This window comes from Paenirhizobium cremeum (assembly GCF_022884085.1).
In the GTDB taxonomy this organism is placed as follows: domain Bacteria; phylum Pseudomonadota; class Alphaproteobacteria; order Rhizobiales; family Rhizobiaceae; genus Allorhizobium; species Allorhizobium cremeum.
Genome location: NZ_JAGGCS010000005.1, coordinates 61,054 through 77,852, shown reverse-complemented (window position 1 = coordinate 77,852; position 16,799 = coordinate 61,054). Strand labels below are relative to the sequence as shown.

Here is a 16,799-nt window from a genome sequence, read left to right as displayed (position 1 = left end):
GGCGCATAGCCGTTTCCCTTCAAAACCGGGCGACTGTTCACAGTCATGGCCCGCTTAACACGGTTTAAGTTCCGCGCAAAGCCTGAAAATCGCCGTCGCCAATTGGTCAACATACAATTGCATGTCGCCGCTTAACGACGCGATGCAACATCAGATCATCGCCATGCCGCCGTTCACATGCAAAGTCTGGCCGGTCATGTAGGACGCTTCCGACGACGCGAGATAGAGAACGGCAGACGCGACTTCCGCACCCGTTCCCATGCGCTTCATCGGGATCGCACCCATGATGGCTTCCTTCTGCTTGTCGTTGAGCTTGCCCGTCATGGCGCTCTCGATGAAGCCCGGGGCAACGCAGTTGACCGTCACGTTACGGGTGGCGATTTCCTGGGCGAGCGACTTCGAAAAGCCGATCATGCCCGCCTTGGATGCGCAGTAGTTGGCCTGGCCCGGATTGCCGGTGACGCCAACGACCGAGGTGATGTTGATGATGCGGCCATAGCGGCGGCGCATCATCGGATGGGTCAATTCGCGCGTCAGGCGGAAGACGGCCGTCAGGTTGACCTCCAGCACGCTGTCCCAGTCGGCATCGCTCATGCGGACGAAAAGGCCGTCCTTGGTGATACCGGCATTGTTGACGAGAATATCGACGCCTTCGAGTTCAGCCTCGGCCTTCTCGCCGAGAGCCTTGACCTCGTCGCGATCCGAAAGGTTGGCCGGGAAGATCTTGACACGCTCGCCGAGTTCGGCGGCCAGCGCCTCCAGCTTCTCGACGCGGGTGCCGTGCAGGCCGACGGTTGCGCCGCGCGCATGCAAGAGACGGGCGATCTCTTCGCCGATGCCGCCGGTTGCACCGGTGACGAGTGCCTTGCGGCCGGTCAGGTCAAACATGATGCGAGTTCCTTGTTCTGATGGTTCCGGATGTCAGCCGAGGAGTGCCGCAAGCGCGGCATCGATGTCGGCCGGCGTATTGACGGCTACGCCCGTGACATTCTTGTCGATGCGGCGGGCAAGTCCCGTCAGGACCTTGCCCGAACCCAGTTCATAAAGCGTCGTGACGCCGTTCTTGCCGAACCACTCGACCGTTTCGCGCCAGCGCACCTGGCCCGTTACCTGCTCGACGAGCAGAGCGGCGATCTCGTTGGCATCGGTGACGGGGACAGCGCGCACATTGGCGATCAGCGGCACGACGGGGTTCTTCTTTTCAACGCCGGCAAGCGCCTCGCGCATGGCGTCGGCGGCGGGTGCCATGAGGGCGGAATGGAAGGGCGCGGAAACCGGCAGCATGATGGCGCGTTTGGCGCCCTTTTCGCTCGCAAGTGCTGCGGCCTTTTCGACGGCAGCCCTGGCGCCGGAAATGACAAGCTGGCCGCCGCCGTTGTCGTTGGCGATCTGGCAGGAGCCAAGCGCGGATGCATCCTTGCAGACCGCTTCGACATCGCCGTGTTCCAGGCCGATGATCGCCGCCATCGCGCCTTCGCCGACAGGAACTGCCGCCTGCATGGCGTTGCCGCGAATGCGCAGAAGCCGGGCGGTGTCGGCAAGCGAGAACGTGCCGGCGGCGCAGAGAGCGGAATATTCGCCGAGCGAATGGCCGGCGACATAGGAGACCTTGGCCTTGAGGTCGAGGCCACGTGCCTCGAGCACGCGGATCACGGCCATGGACACGGCCATCAGCGCCGGCTGGGCATTGGCGGTCAGCGTCAGCTTGTCTTCCGGCCCGTCGAACATGACCGCGGAAAGCTTTTCGCCCAGCGCCTCGTCGACCTCTTCGAATACGGCCTTCGCCTCCGGATATGTATCGGCAAGTTCCTTGCCCATGCCGACGGCCTGGCTGCCCTGGCCCGGAAACGTAAATGCCAAAGTCATAGGATTATCCTTCCTCGGATCGGGTGTTTACCCTTCGTTTTTCCTTTCCAATTGACGTTCTTGCCGCATGAGTCAAGTCCGCGCGCCCTGAACGCCCCATAGGCCACAGACTTCATCGACCTCCGGTTTGGGCTTGCGCCGCAGCGAAACCGTCCTAGATTTGCGCGGGGCCGTCCCTCCTCTTTCCTTCCCCCTCCCACCGTCCGAGACCATTTTCATGAAGCACAGACAACTTGGCCGCACCGGTATTTCCGTTTCCGAAATCTGCCTGGGCACGATGACCTGGGGTTCACAGAACAGCGAAGCAGAAGCCTTCGAGCAGATGGATTACGCGCTGGAACACGGCGTCAACTTCTTCGACACCGCAGAACTCTATCCTACGACGCCGCTGTCGCCGGAGACCTATACGCTGACGGAGACCTTCATCGGCCGATGGTTCGCAAGAACCGGCAAGCGCAAGGATGTCGTTCTCGCCACCAAGGTCGCCGGAGCGGGCCGCTCCTATATCCGCGGTGGCCGCCCGATCAACGGCGCCACCATCCGCGAAGCCGTCGACGCCAGCCTCCGGCGTCTCCAGACCGACTATATCGACCTCTATCAGATCCACTGGCCCAATCGCGGGCATTTCCATTTCCGCCAGGCGTGGAAATACGATCCCTTTCATCAGGATCGCGAACGCACCATCGCCGACATGATCGAAAAGCTGGAAGCGCTCGACGAGTGCGTCAAGGCCGGCAAGATCCGAGCGATCGGGCTCTCGAACGAGACGACCTGGGGCACGCAGAAATACCTGTCGCTCGCCGCCGAGCGCGGCCTGCCCCGCGTCGCCACCGTGCAGAACGAATACAGCCTCCTCTACCGCCATTTCGATCTCGACATGGCGGAACTCTCGCATCACGAGGATGTCGGCCTGCTTGCCTATTCGCCGCTCGCCGCCGGTCTTCTCACCGGCAAGTATCTCGGCGGCCAAAAACCGGCCGGCTCCCGCGGCGCCATCAACGGCGACCTCGGCGGACGGCTGCAGCCGCTGCAGGAACCGGCGGTCCGCGCTTATGTCGACATTGCCCAAAAGCACGGCATCGATCCGGCCCAGATGGCGCTCGCCTTCTGCCTGACACGCCCGTTCATGGCCTCCGTCATCATCGGCGCGACATCAATGGAGCAGTTGAAAACGGATATCGGCGCAGCCGACCTCACGCTTTCCGACGAGATCATGAAGGAAATCGCCGCCATCCATCGGCAATATCCCGCTCCGATCTGAGGCGAAAACCGACCTTCGATGGCGGGCGGAGAGGTTTTACGCCCTGCCCGCTTGCCTTCCCGGCAAAAATGCGTATAAGCGCGCTGTTCACAACACCCGGTCTCATGGCTGGTGGCTGAACGGAGGGCAGGCTTTCGCAAGATCGCCGCAGGAACCCAAGGGGTTCCGGCCTCCCGTGTCTCCGCTCTCGACCGTCTCGATCAAACGCTTTTCTTGCCTTGGGGAAACCCAATCAGGAGCAGTCGTTGAGGCTTAGCGCCGGATCCCGGGTGATGACAACCGCAAGAAAGGCAAGCTTACCATGGCTCTTTACGAACATGTATTCCTTGCCCGGCAGGATATGTCCGCTCAGCAGGTTGATGCCCTCGTCGAACAGTACAAGGGCGTCATCGAAGCTAACGGCGGCAAGGTCGGGCGCATCGAAAACTGGGGCCTCAAGTCCCTGACGTACCGCATCAAGAAGAACCGCAAGGCTCACTACGCCCTCATGGACATCGATGCTCCGGCACCGGCCGTCCACGAGATGGAGCGCCAGATGCGCATCAACGAAGACGTTCTTCGTTACATGACCATCGCCGTCGAAGCCCATGAAGAAGGCCCGTCCGCGATGATGCAGAAGCGCGACCGCGACGACCGTCCGCGCCGCGAAGGCGACGATCGTGGCCCGCGCCGCGAAGGTGGTTTCGGCGACCGTGGTCCGCGCCGTCCGCGCGAAGACCGTGCATAAGGAGATATGACAATGGCTGACGTTTCTTCCTCCCCGGCACGCCGCCCGTTCCACCGCCGTCGCAAGACGTGCCCCTTCTCCGGCGCTAACGCTCCGAAGATCGACTACAAGGACGTTCGTCTCCTGCAGCGCTACATTTCCGAGCGCGGTAAGATCGTTCCGTCCCGCATCACCGCCGTTTCCCAGAAGAAGCAGCGCGAACTCGCCCAGGCGATCAAGCGCGCCCGCTTCCTCGGCCTGCTGCCCTACGTCGTCGCTTAATTCGCTTTTTCGACCCGCTGACAAATGTCGGCGGGTCGATCTCCCTTCCGTGTTGGGCGCGGATCGGAACCCATGCCGGAAGAGCCGGACTTCGAGCGAAGTCTCAGCGCCTTCGGGTGAAATCCCATGTTGGGGCACGGCGCTCAGTTTCTGAGTCCGGATTTTCCCCTAACTGCTTGATGTAGCAGGACAGCGAACGTGAAACAGGTGAATGGACAATTGCTGCTGACCGGCATCATCGCCGGTATGACCGCCGCCCTGCTGGTGCTGGGCGCGAATGCACAGCCGTCCCTTTCCGCCATTCTTTATGCCGCATCGGCGCTGCCCATTCTGATCGTGGGCCTCGGCTGGGGCAATCTCGCGGCCATCGTCGCGATCGCCGTCGCCGGCGCTATCGGTGCTGTCGCCATCTCGCCGCTGTTTGCGCTGATGATGGCAATCTTCACGCTGCTGCCCGCCGGATGGCTCGGCCATCTCGCCAACCTCGCCCGCCCGGCCTCCGAAATCGGCGGACCGGCGAACCTGATGGCCTGGTACCCGCTCTCCGATATCCTGCTGCACCTTTGCGCGCTCGTTGCGCTCGCGGTCATCTTTCTCGGTATCATGATCGGCTATGGCCCGGAACTGACCAACCAGCTGATCGACGTGATGGTCTCCACCATGACGGAACAGGACCCCTCCATGGCGATGGAGCCGGCCGCCGTCGAACAGGTGAAGCGGCTCTTCGTCATCACCGTCCCGGTCGTCCAGGGCGGCATGTGGGTGATGATGCTGTTCGCCGCCTATTACATCGCCATTCGGATCGTCTCCGCCTCCGGCCGCGCCTTGCGTCCGAGGGAAGACATTCCGTCGGCACTTAGAATGAACCGCAATGCGCTCTTCGTGTTTCTGGCCGGCATTCTCGGCTGTTTCGCGGGCGGTACGCCGGCCCTGGTCGGGGCGACGCTTTGCGGCACTTTCGGCGCGGGCTTCCTGATCAGCGGCTTCGCGTCGCTGCACCTGCGTACCCGCGGCAAGGACTGGCGCGCACCGGTGCTGGTCCTCGTCTATCTCTCGATGCTGCTGGCCCTGCCGGCCTTCATCGTTCTCGTTCTCGGTCTCGCCGACACAAGGCGGACCGTGGCCCTTACACCGGCGGCCTCCGGCTCCGGCCCAGACAATCCCGATTCGTGAACTCAAACTGAAAGGAACAATGCAATGGAAGTCATCCTTCTCGAACGCATCGCCAAGCTCGGCCAGATGGGCGAAACCGTAAAGGTCCGCGACGGCTTTGCCCGTAACTACCTGCTGCCGCTCGGCAAGGCTCTTCGCGCCAACGCGGCCAACAAGGCCCGTTTCGAATCCGAGCGCGCAACGCTCGAAGCCCGTAACCTCGAGCGCAAGTCGGAAGCCCAGAAGGTTGCCGAAGTTCTCGACGGCAAGTCCTTCATCATCGTCCGCGCTGCTGGCGAAACCGGCCAGCTCTACGGTTCGGTTGCCGCCCGCGACATCGTCGACACGCTGGCTGCCGAAGGCTTCAACATTGCCCGCAACCAGGTCGAGCTCAACCACCCGATCAAGGCCATCGGCCTGCACAAGGTGACCATGCACCTGCATGCCGAGGTCGAGATCTCGATCGAAGTCAACGTTGCCCGCTCCACCGAAGAAGCCGAGCGTCAGGCCAAGGGCGAAAGCCTTACCTCGGCCGACGCCATCTACGGCGTTGACGAAGACGCGCTGCGTCCGGAAGACTTCTTCGATCCGGATGCAGACCGCGACGGCGACGAAGAATAAGCAATCGGCCCTTCAGGGCATTGCGAAACGCCCGGTCCTTGCGGACCGGGCGTTTTCTTTTGGGTGGCGACGAAGACAAATTCGGGGGCTGCCCGTCATCGCGCCATCGGGAGAAGTCGACTGCCGAACGACACAACTTGGCAAGCGGCATCTCATGAGAATGCGGCCTTGAAATTTCCGCCTGGCCGATCCTTTTGCGGGTTATATTCGTCGCCAGGTCGTGCTGATTCGCGTCCCGGACGACGCAAGGAGAATCCGCCGTTCGCGTGCTGATTTTCCCTCGCCTGTGGATAAGAGGGACAACCGCCCCGATGGCGCGCGATCGGCGCTTTGCGCCCACGTGTTGCCGTGATGTCGTTGACTCTTGGACGGGCAGCCGACAAACCGGTTTTTTTGTTGATCGACGTTTCGAAAAGAAAAGACGGTAGCCCGCGATGAACGACGCTGCGCGCAAGATTGCTCCCATCAAGCCGGCCGAGCCGCTTTACCGGGAGGCTCCCAACAATATCGAGGCCGAGCAGGCACTGCTCGGCGCAATCCTCGTCAACAACGATGCCTATTACCGTGTCTCGGACTTCCTGAAGGCGGAGCATCTTTACGAACCGTTGCACCGCAAGATCTTCGAGGTCGCCTCGGAAATCATCCGCATGGGCAAGACGGCCAACCCGGTCACCATCAAGACCTTCCTGCCATCAGAGGAAAAGGTCGGCGACCTGACGGTGGCGCAGTATCTCGCCCGTCTTGCCTCTGAAGCCGTGACTATCATCAATGCCGAGGACTATGGCCGCGCGATCTACGATCTTGCACTCCGCCGCGCGCTGATTACCATCGGCGAGGATGTCGTCAACATCGCCTATGACGCCCCGCTCGACATGCCGCCGCAGGCGCAGATCGAGGACACGGAACGGCGTCTCTTCGCGCTTGCCGAGAACGGCCGCTATGACGGCGGCTTCCAGTCGTTCAACGACGCCGTAGCGCTCGCCGTCGACATGGCGGGAGCTGCCTTCGAACGCGACGGAAACCTCTCCGGCATATCGACGGGCATCATGTCGCTCGACTCCAAAATGGGCGGCCTCCAGCGCTCCGACCTTATTATTCTCGCCGGACGTCCCGGCATGGGTAAAACCTCGCTCGCAACCAACATCGCCTGGAACATCGCTGCGGCTTATGAGCCGGAGATCATGCCGGACGGCTCCTTCAAGGCCAAGAATGGCGGCGTCGTCGGCTTCTACTCGCTCGAAATGTCGTCCGAGCAGCTTGCCACCCGTATCATGTCCGAGCAGACAGAAGTCTCCTCCTCCAAGATCCGCCGCGGCGACATTACCGAACACGAATTCGAAAAGCTGGTCGGCTTCTCGCAGACCATGCAGAAGGTGCCTCTCTTCATCGACCAGACCGGCGGCATCTCGATTGCCCAGCTTGCGGCGCGCGCGCGCCGACTGAAGCGCCAGCGCGGTCTCGACTGCCTGGTGGTCGACTACGTTCAGCTGATGACCGGCACCGGAAAGGCCGGCGAGAACCGCGTTCAGGAGATCACCGCCATCACCACGGGCCTGAAGGCGCTCGGCAAGGAACTGAACGTGCCGATCATCGCGCTCTCCCAGCTTTCCCGTCAGGTGGAAAGCCGCGACGACAAGCGCCCACAGCTCTCCGACCTGCGTGAATCGGGCTCGATCGAACAGGACGCCGACGTGGTGCTCTTCGTGTTCCGCGAGGAATACTATGTGAAGAACATGGAACCGCGCGACCCCGCCGATCCGAAATATGCCGAGTGGGAAGCCCAGATGGAGAAGGTCAAGGGCACGGCGGACGTCATCATCGCCAAGCAGCGCCACGGACCGACCGGCACCGTGAAACTCGCCTTCCAGGCCGAGTTCACCCGCTTTGCCGACCTCGCCGACCCGACCTTCATCCAGTACGAAGAGCCTTGAGATCGAAGGGCGCCCGCAGGCGCCCTTTTCTTTTGCAAGAACATTTCCGGCGATAACGAAGTCGCCTTCCATGCTCTCTCTTTGTTCTCACGGATTTCCGGACGCGAACCCGCTTCGTGTTTTTGCGGGAATGACTCTAGAAGCCGAATGCCCTCAGCAACGCGACCGTGACCACGCCGCTTGCGGCCGCCGGAAGGAGCGGCAGGCGGGTGGCGGCGACTGCCACGATGGCGCATCCGATGGTTTCGGCCCAGCCTGTGGCAAAGGCCGTCGGGGCCACCACTGCCATCAGAACAGACGGCGGGATGGCGCCGAGGATTTCCTCCGTTGTCCGCGAGAGCTTCAGGAACCGGCCGACGAGAAGGCCTGCCAGACGTGTGGACATGGTGGCGGCGGCCATCGCGAGGATGGCAAGCAAGGTCGTGGGATCGACCGTCATGCCCGGACCTCCCGCTCCCGCAACGAAGCGATGGCGGCCACGGCGACGCCCCCGAGCGCGCCGCCGAGGATATACCAGACGCCCGGTGTGAGACGATGGACCAGCAGGGCGGATACCGCACTCCCGACGAGGATCAGGCCCGTGCGGCTCCCGCGCCAGAAGCCGGCGATCAGGATGACAAAGACGGCCGGAAAGGCGAAGTCCATGGCGATTACCGCCGGATCTCCGACCAGGCGCCCCACAAGCGCGCCGAACAGCCCTGACAGCACCCATGTCGCATAGAAGGGCAAGGCGGCGCCGAAAAACCAGGCCGGCGTCAGCCGCTGCCGACGGGCACGAAATTCGGCGACGGCCCAGATTTCGTCAGCGAGGAGGAGCATGGACATCGCCTTCTGCCGAGGGCTGAAGCTTGCCATATGGCGCGAGATCGAGGTGCCCATCAGCACGTGCCGGATGTTGACGAGCAGGGCTCCCGCGCCAAGTGCGGCGATGTTCGCCGGATGGGTCCAGATGTCCATCGCGACGAATTGCGAACCGCCTGCGAAAACCAGCGCGCTCATCAGCATGGCTTCCATCGGCGAAAGCCCCTTGGTCGCAGCGACGGCGCCGAAGACGAGGCCGATCGGCACGACCGCGACGGTGAGCGGCAAGATGGAGTGAAAGCCTTGCCGGAACTCCTGGCGTAGCGAGGATGTCATGCTGTCTTCCCTGCAGAATTTCCCTGCATGGATAGGGCTTCGCGTCCGCCGGATCTTGAAGGAAAGTGATCGCCGGGCGCAAAGGCAGCGAATGAGGGATCGGGAGAATGGCGAGAGTGTGCCGCATCAGCGGCCGGGCTTTCTTCGCCGCTTCATCGCGGAAACGGCCGGTCTGAAGCGGCACGACCGCTCGCCCAGGCCTTTTGCAGCGTGTCAGGCAACACGGAACTGGCCGGGTGTAACACCGATGCGAGATTTGAAATGCCTGCTGAAATGGGCCTGATCGGCAAAGCCGCAGTCGAAGGCGACCTCTGCAATCGGACGTCCGAGCCGGAGCAGCATGCGCGCCTGACGGACGCGGACATCGGTCAGGAAAGCATGGGGCGTGATATGGAACTCCTTGCGAAAAGCCCGGATGAGATGCGCCCTCGACAGCCCGGCGACCTCGGCCAGCTCTTCAAGCCCGACATCGGTCGCAAAATTGGCGATGAGATAATCGCGCGCACGCGATACGGCAGTGCGTTCGCGCGTGTCGATCGGTGCGAGGTTGTGACTGCCGTAGCGGGCAAAGACGGCGGCAAGGACCCGGAACATCCCCTCCTCCGCCTCGAGCGCGCCGGACTTTTCCTCCAGCGCGCGGTGAGCATCGTGAAAGGCCTGCGCGAGTTCCCCGTCCTGCGGCAGTTCCCGGGCGAAGGCGGGAGTGGCGCGACAGGCCTTGCCCGTCACGTCTTCCAGAACCTCACGAAACAAGCCTTCTGCGGGATAGATCATGCGGTAGCGATAGCCGCTTTCTCCCGGCACGCCATCGTGCACGACTTCCGGGTTAATCAGATAGAGGTGACCCGGACCTGTCTCTTCCCTGCTGCCACGGATACGTGCGATCTGGCTTCCGGCCTCGATTGCGCCGATCGAAAAGGTCTCGTGGGAATGCGGCGCATATTCATGGGTCTGAAACGTGGCGCTCAGGCATTCCATGTCGCGAAATCGTCCGTCCCGCCAGAAGCGCGTTGTCTCGATCTTCGACAGCGGCATATCGCTGACGGCCTGTGCCTGAGAGATATTGTGCATCGCCAAATATTAGCGCCTCCGGCCGTTCCAGTCTTGAAGAAAAGTGATAGGCTCGCCGCATCCCTCAACAGACATGCGCTTTTCCAAAATGACCGATGCCTTTGACTTCTCCGAAGCCTCCGACGAGTTTCTCGCTGCGGCCACGCGCCTGACCGTCGACCTTAACGCCGTCGCGAGCAACTGGCGCGACATGGCGAAGCGATCCGGCAGGGCGCGCGCTGCCGCCGTGGTCAAGGCAGACGCCTACGGGCTCGGCATCGAGGATGTCGGCCGTACCCTTTATCATGCCGGCGCCCGCGATTTCTTCGTGGCGGTGCCCGCCGAGGGTGCGACGCTCAGGCCCTATGCGCCTGAAGCCCGGATCTTCGTGCTGTCCGGCATCTGGCCCGGCTCCGAGCATTTCTTCTTCGACCACGATCTCGTACCGGTTCTCGGCTCCGACGAACAGCTTGCCTTCTGGATGTCCGCCGTGGCGGAGCATGGCGACCATCCTTGCGCGCTGCATGTCGACACGGGCTTCAACCGTCTCGGCCTGTCGGTCGAGGATGCCCTGGCGCTGGCCGACGACGTATCCCGGCCGGCCAGCTTTTCGCCGGTGCTGGTGCTGAGCCATCTTGCCTGCGCGGACAATCCCACCTCGCCGATGAACCGCCAGCAGCTTGAATCATTCCGGCGGGTTAGCGCGGCTTTCGAAGGCATCGATTCAAGCCTTTCAGCTTCTGCTGGAATCTTTCTAGGCCCCGAATATCATTTCGACCTCACCCGTCCGGGCATTGCCGTCTATGGCGGCGAGGCCGTGAACGGCGCGCCAAACCCGATGCGCCCGACGGTCAAGGCGGAAGCTCGAATCCTGCAGATCCGCGAGGCCAAGGCAGGCGAGTGCGTGAGCTATGGCGCAAGCCTGAAGCTTGCCCGCGACAGCCGCCTTGCCATCGCCGCCGCCGGTTATGCGGACGGCTATCAGCGCTCCGCCTCCGGCAGCGGCGTCGCGCTGCGCCAGACCGGTATTGCCGGAGCATGCGGCTTCATCGCGGGCCACAAGGTCCCGGTCGCCGGCCGCGTGACCATGGACATCACCATCTTCGACGTGACGGACGTTCCCGCCAACGCGATTGCCGTCGGCGATTATATCGAGCTCTTCGGCCCCAACATGCCGCTCGACGAGGTGGCGCGGGCAGCCGGCACGATCGGTTACGAGCTTCTGACCTCCGTCGGACTGCGTTACGAGCGCCACTATAACGAAACAGACTGACCACAGTCTGAAGACTTGTATCTTCCTGCAGTTTGGCCTAACTGGAGAACAGATATTCACTTTTTGTTCTCTCGGAACGAAACGCGGGAAGCCTCCTGATGGCGAAGGCCAGAACTCAATTCATCTGCCAGAACTGCGGAACCGTCCACAGCCGCTGGGCCGGCAAGTGCGACGGCTGCGGCGAATGGAACACCATTGTCGAGGAAGACCCGATGGGCGGCATCGGGGCGGGTCCCGGCAAGGTACCGAAGAAGGGCCGCCCGGTGACACTCACCTCGCTTTCCGGCGAGATCGAGGAAGCGCCACGCATTCCGACCGGCATGGGCGAGCTCGACCGGGCCACCGGCGGCGGTTTCGTGCGCGGTTCGGCCGTGCTGATCGGCGGCGATCCGGGCATCGGCAAGTCGACGCTGCTCATGCAGGCGGCGGCCGCCCTCTCCCGCAAGGGCCATCGCGTCATCTATGTTTCGGGTGAGGAAGCGGTCGCCCAGGTCCGGCTTCGCGCGCAGCGCCTCAATGCGGCGCAGACGGATGTGCTGCTTGCCGCGGAGACCAATGTCGAGGATATTCTCGCAACGATTTCAGAGGGCAAGCGCCCCGACCTCGTCATCATCGACTCCATCCAGACGCTGTGGAGCGATACGGCCGAATCGGCACCCGGCACGGTCACGCAGGTCAGGACCGGCGTGCAGGCGATGATCCGCTTCGCCAAGCAGACGGGCGCGACCATGGTGCTGGTCGGCCATGTCACCAAGGACGGCCAGATCGCCGGCCCCCGCGTCGTCGAGCACATGGTCGATGCCGTGCTCTACTTCGAAGGCGATCGCGGCCATCACTACCGCATCCTGCGCACGGTGAAGAACCGCTTCGGACCGACCGATGAGATCGGCGTGTTCGAAATGTCCGACAAGGGGCTGCGCGAAGTCGCCAACCCTTCCGAACTCTTCCTCGGCGAACGCAACGAGAAGGCCCCGGGTGCGGCGGTCTTCGCCGGCATGGAGGGTACCCGCCCCGTCCTGGTCGAGGTGCAGGCTCTGGTCGCCCCGACGACGCTCGGTACGCCGCGCCGCGCGGTGGTCGGCTGGGACAGTTCGCGGCTTGCCATGATCCTCGCCGTGCTGGAGGCGCATTGCGGCGTTCGCCTCGGACAGCACGACGTCTACTTGAATATTGCCGGCGGATACCGCATCTCAGAGCCTGCCGCGGACATGGCGATCGCCTCGGCACTGGTTTCCTCGCTGGCCGGTCTTGCCCTTCCGGCCGATTGCGTCTATTTCGGCGAAGTCAGCCTGTCGGGTGCCGTCAGGCCGGTTGCGCATACGGCTCAGCGACTGAAAGAAGCGGAAAAGCTCGGCTTCTCGACCGCTGTTCTGCCCGCGGCCTCGTCGGAACTGCCGAAAGGCGCGGCGGGAAAGTGGAAAGAGGTGGAAAGCCTGCCGGATCTCGTGGCGCGGATCGCCGGTTCCCGGCTGAAGGCCCGCCAGGAACAGGACGGCGAGTGACGGAATGGGGCATACATGCCCTGCGCGCCGAAGACGGTGGTGACGGTGACTTGATGCAGGCCCCGCCTGCAACTCTTGGAGTTGGTATTTATGCCCATTACGATTTTCGACGGTATTGTCATCGGCGTCGTTCTGTTTTCCGCCGTGCTCGCCATGGTGCGCGGTTTTTCACGCGAAGTGCTCTCGATCGCAAGCTGGGCTGGCGCGGTTGCCGCAGCTTACTATCTTTATCCGATCCTGGTGCCGTATATTAAGAACTACACCAGCGACGAGCGTATCGCGATTGCGGGTTCGGCCGGCGCGATCTTCCTCATTGCGCTGATCGTGATTTCCTTCATTACGACCCGGATCGCCGACTTTATCATCGACAGCCGGATCGGCGCGCTTGACCGCACGCTCGGCTTCCTGTTCGGCGCCGCACGCGGTATTCTGCTTTTGGTCGTCGCCGTGGCGTTCTGGAACTGGCTGATCGACGTCAAGCACCGGCCCGACTGGGTCAACAATGCCAAGACGAAGCCGTTCCTGGATGGCCTCGTCGGAAAACTTGAGGCAGTATTGCCGGAGGATATCGAGCCGCAGATCCGCGCCCGCATCCTCGGCAAGGAAGAGCCGGCTGGCGAACCGCCGGCAGAGCAGGTTCCGGGCGAACAGGCACCCGCCGAAGACGCACCGGCACCCGCCACCAGCAACTGACAGGGCGCGGCCATCGGCCGCGCAAGAATTCGCATGACGGAGGCAGCCGGATCGGGACAGACCGGTGCCGCCGTGGTAACGCATTCCAGATTGCAGCTGTCCCATGCGAGCAAAGGCGAGCTTCGATGATCCAGTCCACCCAATCCGATTTCGCATTCGGTCTCGACGACGACACCCTGCATGAAGAATGCGGGGTGTTCGGCATTCTGGGCCATCCCGACGCAGCGACACTGACCGCGCTCGGCCTGCACGCGCTTCAGCATCGCGGTCAGGAGGCAGCCGGCATCGTTTCCTTCGACGGCAAGCGCTTCCATCAGGAACGCCATATGGGCCTCGTCGGCGACCACTACACCAATCCGGCGACGCTGGCGCGACTGCCCGGCAGCATATCCATCGGCCATACGCGCTACTCGACCACCGGCGAAGTTGCCATGCGCAACGTGCAGCCGCTGTTCGCCGAGCTGGAGGAAGGCGGCATCGCCGTTGCCCATAACGGCAATTTCACCAACGGCCTGACGCTGCGCCGCCAGATCATCGCCACCGGCGCCATCTGTCAGTCGACTTCGGATACGGAAGTCGTGCTCCACCTGATCGCCCGCTCGCGCCACTCCTCCACATCGGACCGCTTCATCGACGCCATCAGGCAGATGGAGGGCGGCTATTCCATGCTGGCGATGACGCGCACCAAGCTCATCGCCGCCCGCGACCCGATCGGCATCCGTCCGCTGGTCATGGGCGAGCTCGACGGCAAGCCGATCTTCTGCTCGGAAACCTGTGCGCTGGACATCATCGGCGCCAAGTTCATCCGCGATGTCGAGAACGGCGAAGTCATCATCTGCGAGATCCAGCCGGACGGCTCGATCACCGTCGACGCCCGTAAGCCGAGCAAGCCCCAGCCGGAGCGGCTCTGCCTGTTCGAATATGTCTACTTCGCGCGGCCGGATTCGGTCGTCGGCGGACGTAACGTCTATACGACACGCAAGAACATGGGCATCAACCTCGCCAAGGAATCCCTTGTCGAGGGCGACGTGGTCGTTCCGGTTCCGGATGGCGGCACGCCTGCGGCGCTCGGCTATGCCCAGCAAAGCGGCATCCCCTTCGAATACGGCATCATCCGCAACCATTACGTGGGCCGTACCTTCATCGAGCCGACCCAGCAGATCCGCGCCTTCGGCGTCAAGCTGAAGCATTCTGCGAACCGCGCGATGATCGAAGGCAAGCGCGTGATCCTGGTGGACGACAGCATCGTGCGCGGCACGACCTCGCTCAAGATCGTGCAGATGATCCGCGAAGCCGGCGCGAAGGAAGTGCATCTGCGGGTCGCCTCGCCGATGATCTTCTATCCCGATTTCTACGGCATCGACACGCCCGATGCGGACAAGCTTCTGGCAAACCAGTATGCGGATGTCGAAGCCATGGCGAAATATATCGGCGCCGATTCGCTTGCCTTCCTGTCGATCAACGGCCTCTACCGCGCCGTCGGCGGCGAAGATCGTAACGCGGCCCGGCCGCAGTTCACCGATCATTATTTCACCGGCGACTATCCGACGCGCCTTCTCGACAAGAACGGCGAAGCGATGGGTAACAAGCTCTCGATGCTTGCCAGCAACGGCTGAACGCCAGAGACAAGAGACAGGCAGATCATGACAGTTGACCTGAAGGGCCGTATCGCGCTCGTCACCGGCGCCTCGCGCGGCATCGGCTACTTTACCGCGCTCGAACTGGCAAAGGCCGGCGCTCATGTTGTCGCCTGCGCGCGCACCGTCGGCGGGCTGGAAGAGCTCGACGATGCGATCAAGGCCGCCGGCGGCTCGGCGACGCTTGTTCCCTTCGACCTCGCCGACATGAATGCAATCGACGCGCTCGGCGCCTCGATCCACGAGCGCTGGGGCAAGCTCGACATCCTCGTCGCCAACGCAGGCGTGCTCGGCGTCATCTCGCCGATCGACCACGTCGAGGCCAAGGTGTTCGAAAAGGTGATGAACATCAACGTCACCGCGACCTGGCGTCTCATCCGGTCGGTGGCACCGCTCATCACCAGGTCCGATGCCGGCCGCGCACTGATCCTCTCCTCGGGCGCCGCCCACAAGTGCCGCCCGTTCTGGGGGGCTTACTCGGCCTCAAAGGCAGCCGTCGAGGCGCTTGCCCGCACCTGGGCTGCGGAGACCCAACGCCTGCCGCTCCGCATCCTCTCCATCGACCCGGGCGCCACCCGAACCGCCATGCGCGCCCAGGCAGTGCCGGGCGAAGATCCGGAAACCCTGCCGCATCCCTCCGAGGTCGCCGCGAAGCTCCTGCCGCTTTGCGGACCGGACCAGACGGAAACAGGCAAGCTTTTCATCGTTCGCGAGAACAGGATCGTCGACTACCGCCTGCCGGAGTGACCTCATCGAGGGCGATCCGGCGGCCGTTCCAACCGCCTTGCAGAGTTTCCCATGCAACCCAGAGATATCGCTGCCTATAGTTTCCTCGCGATTGCCTGGGGCCTCTCCTTCCTGCTGCTGCTGAAGGTCGTCCATGCCTTCGGCTGGATCGGTGCGGTGACGTTCCGCTGTTTTCTTGCCGGTCTCATCCTGCTTGCCGCCGCCCGGCTCCGCGGGCGAAAACTCGATTTCAGCGTCGGATGGCTGCCCTTCCTCGTTATCGGCGCCACCACCGTCGCAGGACAGCTGATCGGCCTTTCCTATTCGACGCCGCTGATCGGCACCGCCATGGCCGCGATCTTCGTTGCCACCATTCCGCTCTTCTCGATGATTATCGGGCAGCTCTGGGGCATCGAGCGCATCACGCCACCGCGCGTCCTCGGACTGCTGCTCGGCACGGTCGGCATCGTCATGCTGGTCGGCTTCCCGGCGGCCCCTGTCGACGCTTCCTTCCTGCTCGGCTGCGTCGGCATGCTGTTTTCCACCTTTTCGGCGGCCTTCGGCAGCAATTACGCCAGCCGGCACCTGCGCGCCACCGGCGCGTGGGAGACCACGATCGGCTCGTTCCTGTGGGGCGGACTTATGACCCTGCCGCTCATCTACTTCGTGCCGGTTCCCGTCTCGCCGGAGCCGATCGACTATCTCTACCTCGTCATGCTGGCCGGGGTCATGAGCTCTCTGACCTATGTCACGTATTTCAACCTTGTCAGCCGCATCGGCGCCACGCGCGCCATCAGCGTCGAATTCGTCGTGACCATCGTCGCCGTTCTGGTCGGCGCGCTGGCGCTCGGCGAACAGCTGACGGCGATGCAGCTTGTGGGCGCAGCGGTCATCATCGCCGGCTGCTCGCTGGTGCTCGGCCTGCTGCCGTTGAAACCCAAGGCCCAGGTTGCGAACTGATC

At 63.0% G+C, this 16,799-nt stretch carries 17 protein-coding genes; 12 read left to right on the top strand and 5 right to left on the bottom strand.

All coding sequences use genetic code 11. The features are described 5' to 3' along the window. Positions 1–150: 150 nt before the first annotated feature. Together fabG and fabD are read right to left on the bottom strand one after the other, a co-directional pair. A complete protein-coding gene (gene fabG / locus J5N58_RS10755; RefSeq protein WP_112827323.1) occupies positions 151–888 on the bottom strand; it encodes a 3-oxoacyl-[acyl-carrier-protein] reductase in 738 nt (245 codons plus the stop codon). Between the two features lie 33 nt (positions 889–921). After that, positions 922–1,866 carry an ACP S-malonyltransferase gene (gene fabD / locus J5N58_RS10750; RefSeq protein ID WP_244710760.1) on the bottom strand — a complete coding sequence of 315 codons (945 nt, stop codon included), beginning with the start codon at positions 1,864–1,866 and terminating at the stop codon, positions 922–924. Between the two features lie 217 nt (positions 1,867–2,083). Between fabD and J5N58_RS10745 the strand changes: the two genes are divergently transcribed. The 6 genes from J5N58_RS10745 (at position 2,084) to J5N58_RS10720 (ending at position 7,819) form a co-directional block, all read left to right on the top strand. Continuing rightward, a complete protein-coding gene (locus J5N58_RS10745; RefSeq protein ID WP_244710757.1) occupies positions 2,084–3,127 on the top strand; it encodes an aldo/keto reductase in 1,044 nt (347 codons plus the stop codon). A 301-nt stretch (positions 3,128–3,428) separates the two neighbouring features. Beyond that, positions 3,429–3,854, top strand: coding sequence for a 30S ribosomal protein S6 (rpsF, locus tag J5N58_RS10740; protein WP_112827326.1), 426 nt, complete (start codon positions 3,429–3,431; stop codon positions 3,852–3,854). Positions 3,855–3,866: 12 nt separating this feature from the next. Then, positions 3,867–4,115: a 30S ribosomal protein S18 gene (gene rpsR / locus J5N58_RS10735; protein ID WP_112827327.1), complete on the top strand. Its 249-nt coding sequence runs from the start codon at positions 3,867–3,869 to the stop codon at positions 4,113–4,115. Positions 4,116–4,361: 246 nt separating this feature from the next. Continuing rightward, on the top strand, positions 4,362–5,288 hold the full coding sequence (locus J5N58_RS10730; RefSeq protein WP_280519956.1) for a DUF2232 domain-containing protein: 927 nt from the start codon (positions 4,362–4,364) through the stop codon (positions 5,286–5,288). A 24-nt stretch (positions 5,289–5,312) separates the two neighbouring features. Then, on the top strand, positions 5,313–5,888 hold the full coding sequence (rplI, locus tag J5N58_RS10725) for a 50S ribosomal protein L9 (protein ID WP_113338655.1): 576 nt from the start codon (positions 5,313–5,315) through the stop codon (positions 5,886–5,888). A gap of 434 nt (positions 5,889–6,322) precedes the next feature. Beyond that, on the top strand, positions 6,323–7,819 hold the full coding sequence (locus tag J5N58_RS10720) for a replicative DNA helicase (RefSeq protein ID WP_112827330.1): 1,497 nt from the start codon (positions 6,323–6,325) through the stop codon (positions 7,817–7,819). Between the two features lie 136 nt (positions 7,820–7,955). Here the strand turns inward: J5N58_RS10720 and J5N58_RS10715 are convergent, their stop codons facing one another. The 3 genes from J5N58_RS10715 to J5N58_RS10705 form a co-directional block, all read right to left on the bottom strand. Further along, positions 7,956–8,258: an AzlD family protein gene (locus J5N58_RS10715; protein ID WP_113426085.1), complete on the bottom strand. Its 303-nt coding sequence runs from the start codon at positions 8,256–8,258 to the stop codon at positions 7,956–7,958. Then, positions 8,255–8,956, bottom strand: coding sequence for an AzlC family ABC transporter permease (locus tag J5N58_RS10710; RefSeq protein WP_112827332.1), 702 nt, complete (start codon positions 8,954–8,956; stop codon positions 8,255–8,257). The genes J5N58_RS10715 and J5N58_RS10710 overlap by 4 nt, the downstream gene beginning before the upstream one ends. A 213-nt stretch (positions 8,957–9,169) precedes the next feature. After that, positions 9,170–10,027 (bottom strand): AraC family transcriptional regulator, encoded by an 858-nt coding sequence (locus J5N58_RS10705; protein ID WP_244710752.1) that lies wholly within the window; start codon positions 10,025–10,027, stop codon positions 9,170–9,172. Between the two features lie 88 nt (positions 10,028–10,115). On the opposite strand from J5N58_RS10705, the gene alr reads away from it, so the two are divergent. The 6 genes from alr (at position 10,116) to J5N58_RS10675 (ending at position 16,797) form a co-directional block, all read left to right on the top strand. Continuing rightward, positions 10,116–11,279, top strand: a complete 1,164-nt coding sequence (gene alr / locus J5N58_RS10700; protein ID WP_244710750.1) for an alanine racemase — start codon at positions 10,116–10,118, stop codon at positions 11,277–11,279. Positions 11,280–11,377: 98 nt separating this feature from the next. Next, complete coding sequence (gene radA, locus J5N58_RS10695; protein WP_112827334.1) at positions 11,378–12,781, top strand: DNA repair protein RadA; 1,404 nt, start codon at positions 11,378–11,380, stop codon at positions 12,779–12,781. A 90-nt stretch (positions 12,782–12,871) separates the two neighbouring features. Beyond that, complete coding sequence (locus J5N58_RS10690; protein WP_113466654.1) at positions 12,872–13,474, top strand: CvpA family protein; 603 nt, start codon at positions 12,872–12,874, stop codon at positions 13,472–13,474. Positions 13,475–13,599: 125 nt separating this feature from the next. Further along, positions 13,600–15,090 (top strand): amidophosphoribosyltransferase, encoded by a 1,491-nt coding sequence (purF, locus tag J5N58_RS10685; RefSeq protein WP_112827336.1) that lies wholly within the window; start codon positions 13,600–13,602, stop codon positions 15,088–15,090. A gap of 27 nt (positions 15,091–15,117) precedes the next feature. Next, positions 15,118–15,858: an SDR family NAD(P)-dependent oxidoreductase gene (locus J5N58_RS10680; RefSeq protein ID WP_112827337.1), complete on the top strand. Its 741-nt coding sequence runs from the start codon at positions 15,118–15,120 to the stop codon at positions 15,856–15,858. Positions 15,859–15,909: 51 nt separating this feature from the next. Continuing rightward, on the top strand, positions 15,910–16,797 hold the full coding sequence (locus J5N58_RS10675; RefSeq protein WP_113338650.1) for a DMT family transporter: 888 nt from the start codon (positions 15,910–15,912) through the stop codon (positions 16,795–16,797). The last annotated feature ends 2 nt before the right edge of the window (positions 16,798–16,799 follow it).

What these genes read in the sequence shown, in the direction of transcription:
- J5N58_RS10710 (WP_112827332.1), bottom strand. Translation starts at nt 8,956, where the DNA reads ATGACATCCTCGCTACGCCAGGAGTTCCGGCAAGGCTTTCACTCCATC.
- rpsF (WP_112827326.1), top strand. Translation starts at nt 3,429, where the DNA reads ATGGCTCTTTACGAACATGTATTCCTTGCCCGGCAGGATATGTCCGCT.
- J5N58_RS10680 (WP_112827337.1), top strand. Translation starts at nt 15,118, where the DNA reads ATGACAGTTGACCTGAAGGGCCGTATCGCGCTCGTCACCGGCGCCTCG.
- radA (WP_112827334.1), top strand. Translation starts at nt 11,378, where the DNA reads ATGGCGAAGGCCAGAACTCAATTCATCTGCCAGAACTGCGGAACCGTC.
- J5N58_RS10675 (WP_113338650.1), top strand. Translation starts at nt 15,910, where the DNA reads ATGCAACCCAGAGATATCGCTGCCTATAGTTTCCTCGCGATTGCCTGG.
- fabG (WP_112827323.1), bottom strand. Translation starts at nt 888, where the DNA reads ATGTTTGACCTGACCGGCCGCAAGGCACTCGTCACCGGTGCAACCGGC.
- J5N58_RS10715 (WP_113426085.1), bottom strand. Translation starts at nt 8,258, where the DNA reads ATGACGGTCGATCCCACGACCTTGCTTGCCATCCTCGCGATGGCCGCC.
- J5N58_RS10690 (WP_113466654.1), top strand. Translation starts at nt 12,872, where the DNA reads ATGCCCATTACGATTTTCGACGGTATTGTCATCGGCGTCGTTCTGTTT.
- J5N58_RS10730 (WP_280519956.1), top strand. Translation starts at nt 4,362, where the DNA reads ATGACCGCCGCCCTGCTGGTGCTGGGCGCGAATGCACAGCCGTCCCTT.
- rplI (WP_113338655.1), top strand. Translation starts at nt 5,313, where the DNA reads ATGGAAGTCATCCTTCTCGAACGCATCGCCAAGCTCGGCCAGATGGGC.
- J5N58_RS10705 (WP_244710752.1), bottom strand. Translation starts at nt 10,027, where the DNA reads ATGCACAATATCTCTCAGGCACAGGCCGTCAGCGATATGCCGCTGTCG.
- fabD (WP_244710760.1), bottom strand. Translation starts at nt 1,866, where the DNA reads ATGACTTTGGCATTTACGTTTCCGGGCCAGGGCAGCCAGGCCGTCGGC.
- J5N58_RS10720 (WP_112827330.1), top strand. Translation starts at nt 6,323, where the DNA reads ATGAACGACGCTGCGCGCAAGATTGCTCCCATCAAGCCGGCCGAGCCG.
- J5N58_RS10745 (WP_244710757.1), top strand. Translation starts at nt 2,084, where the DNA reads ATGAAGCACAGACAACTTGGCCGCACCGGTATTTCCGTTTCCGAAATC.
- rpsR (WP_112827327.1), top strand. Translation starts at nt 3,867, where the DNA reads ATGGCTGACGTTTCTTCCTCCCCGGCACGCCGCCCGTTCCACCGCCGT.
- alr (WP_244710750.1), top strand. Translation starts at nt 10,116, where the DNA reads ATGACCGATGCCTTTGACTTCTCCGAAGCCTCCGACGAGTTTCTCGCT.
- purF (WP_112827336.1), top strand. Translation starts at nt 13,600, where the DNA reads ATGATCCAGTCCACCCAATCCGATTTCGCATTCGGTCTCGACGACGAC.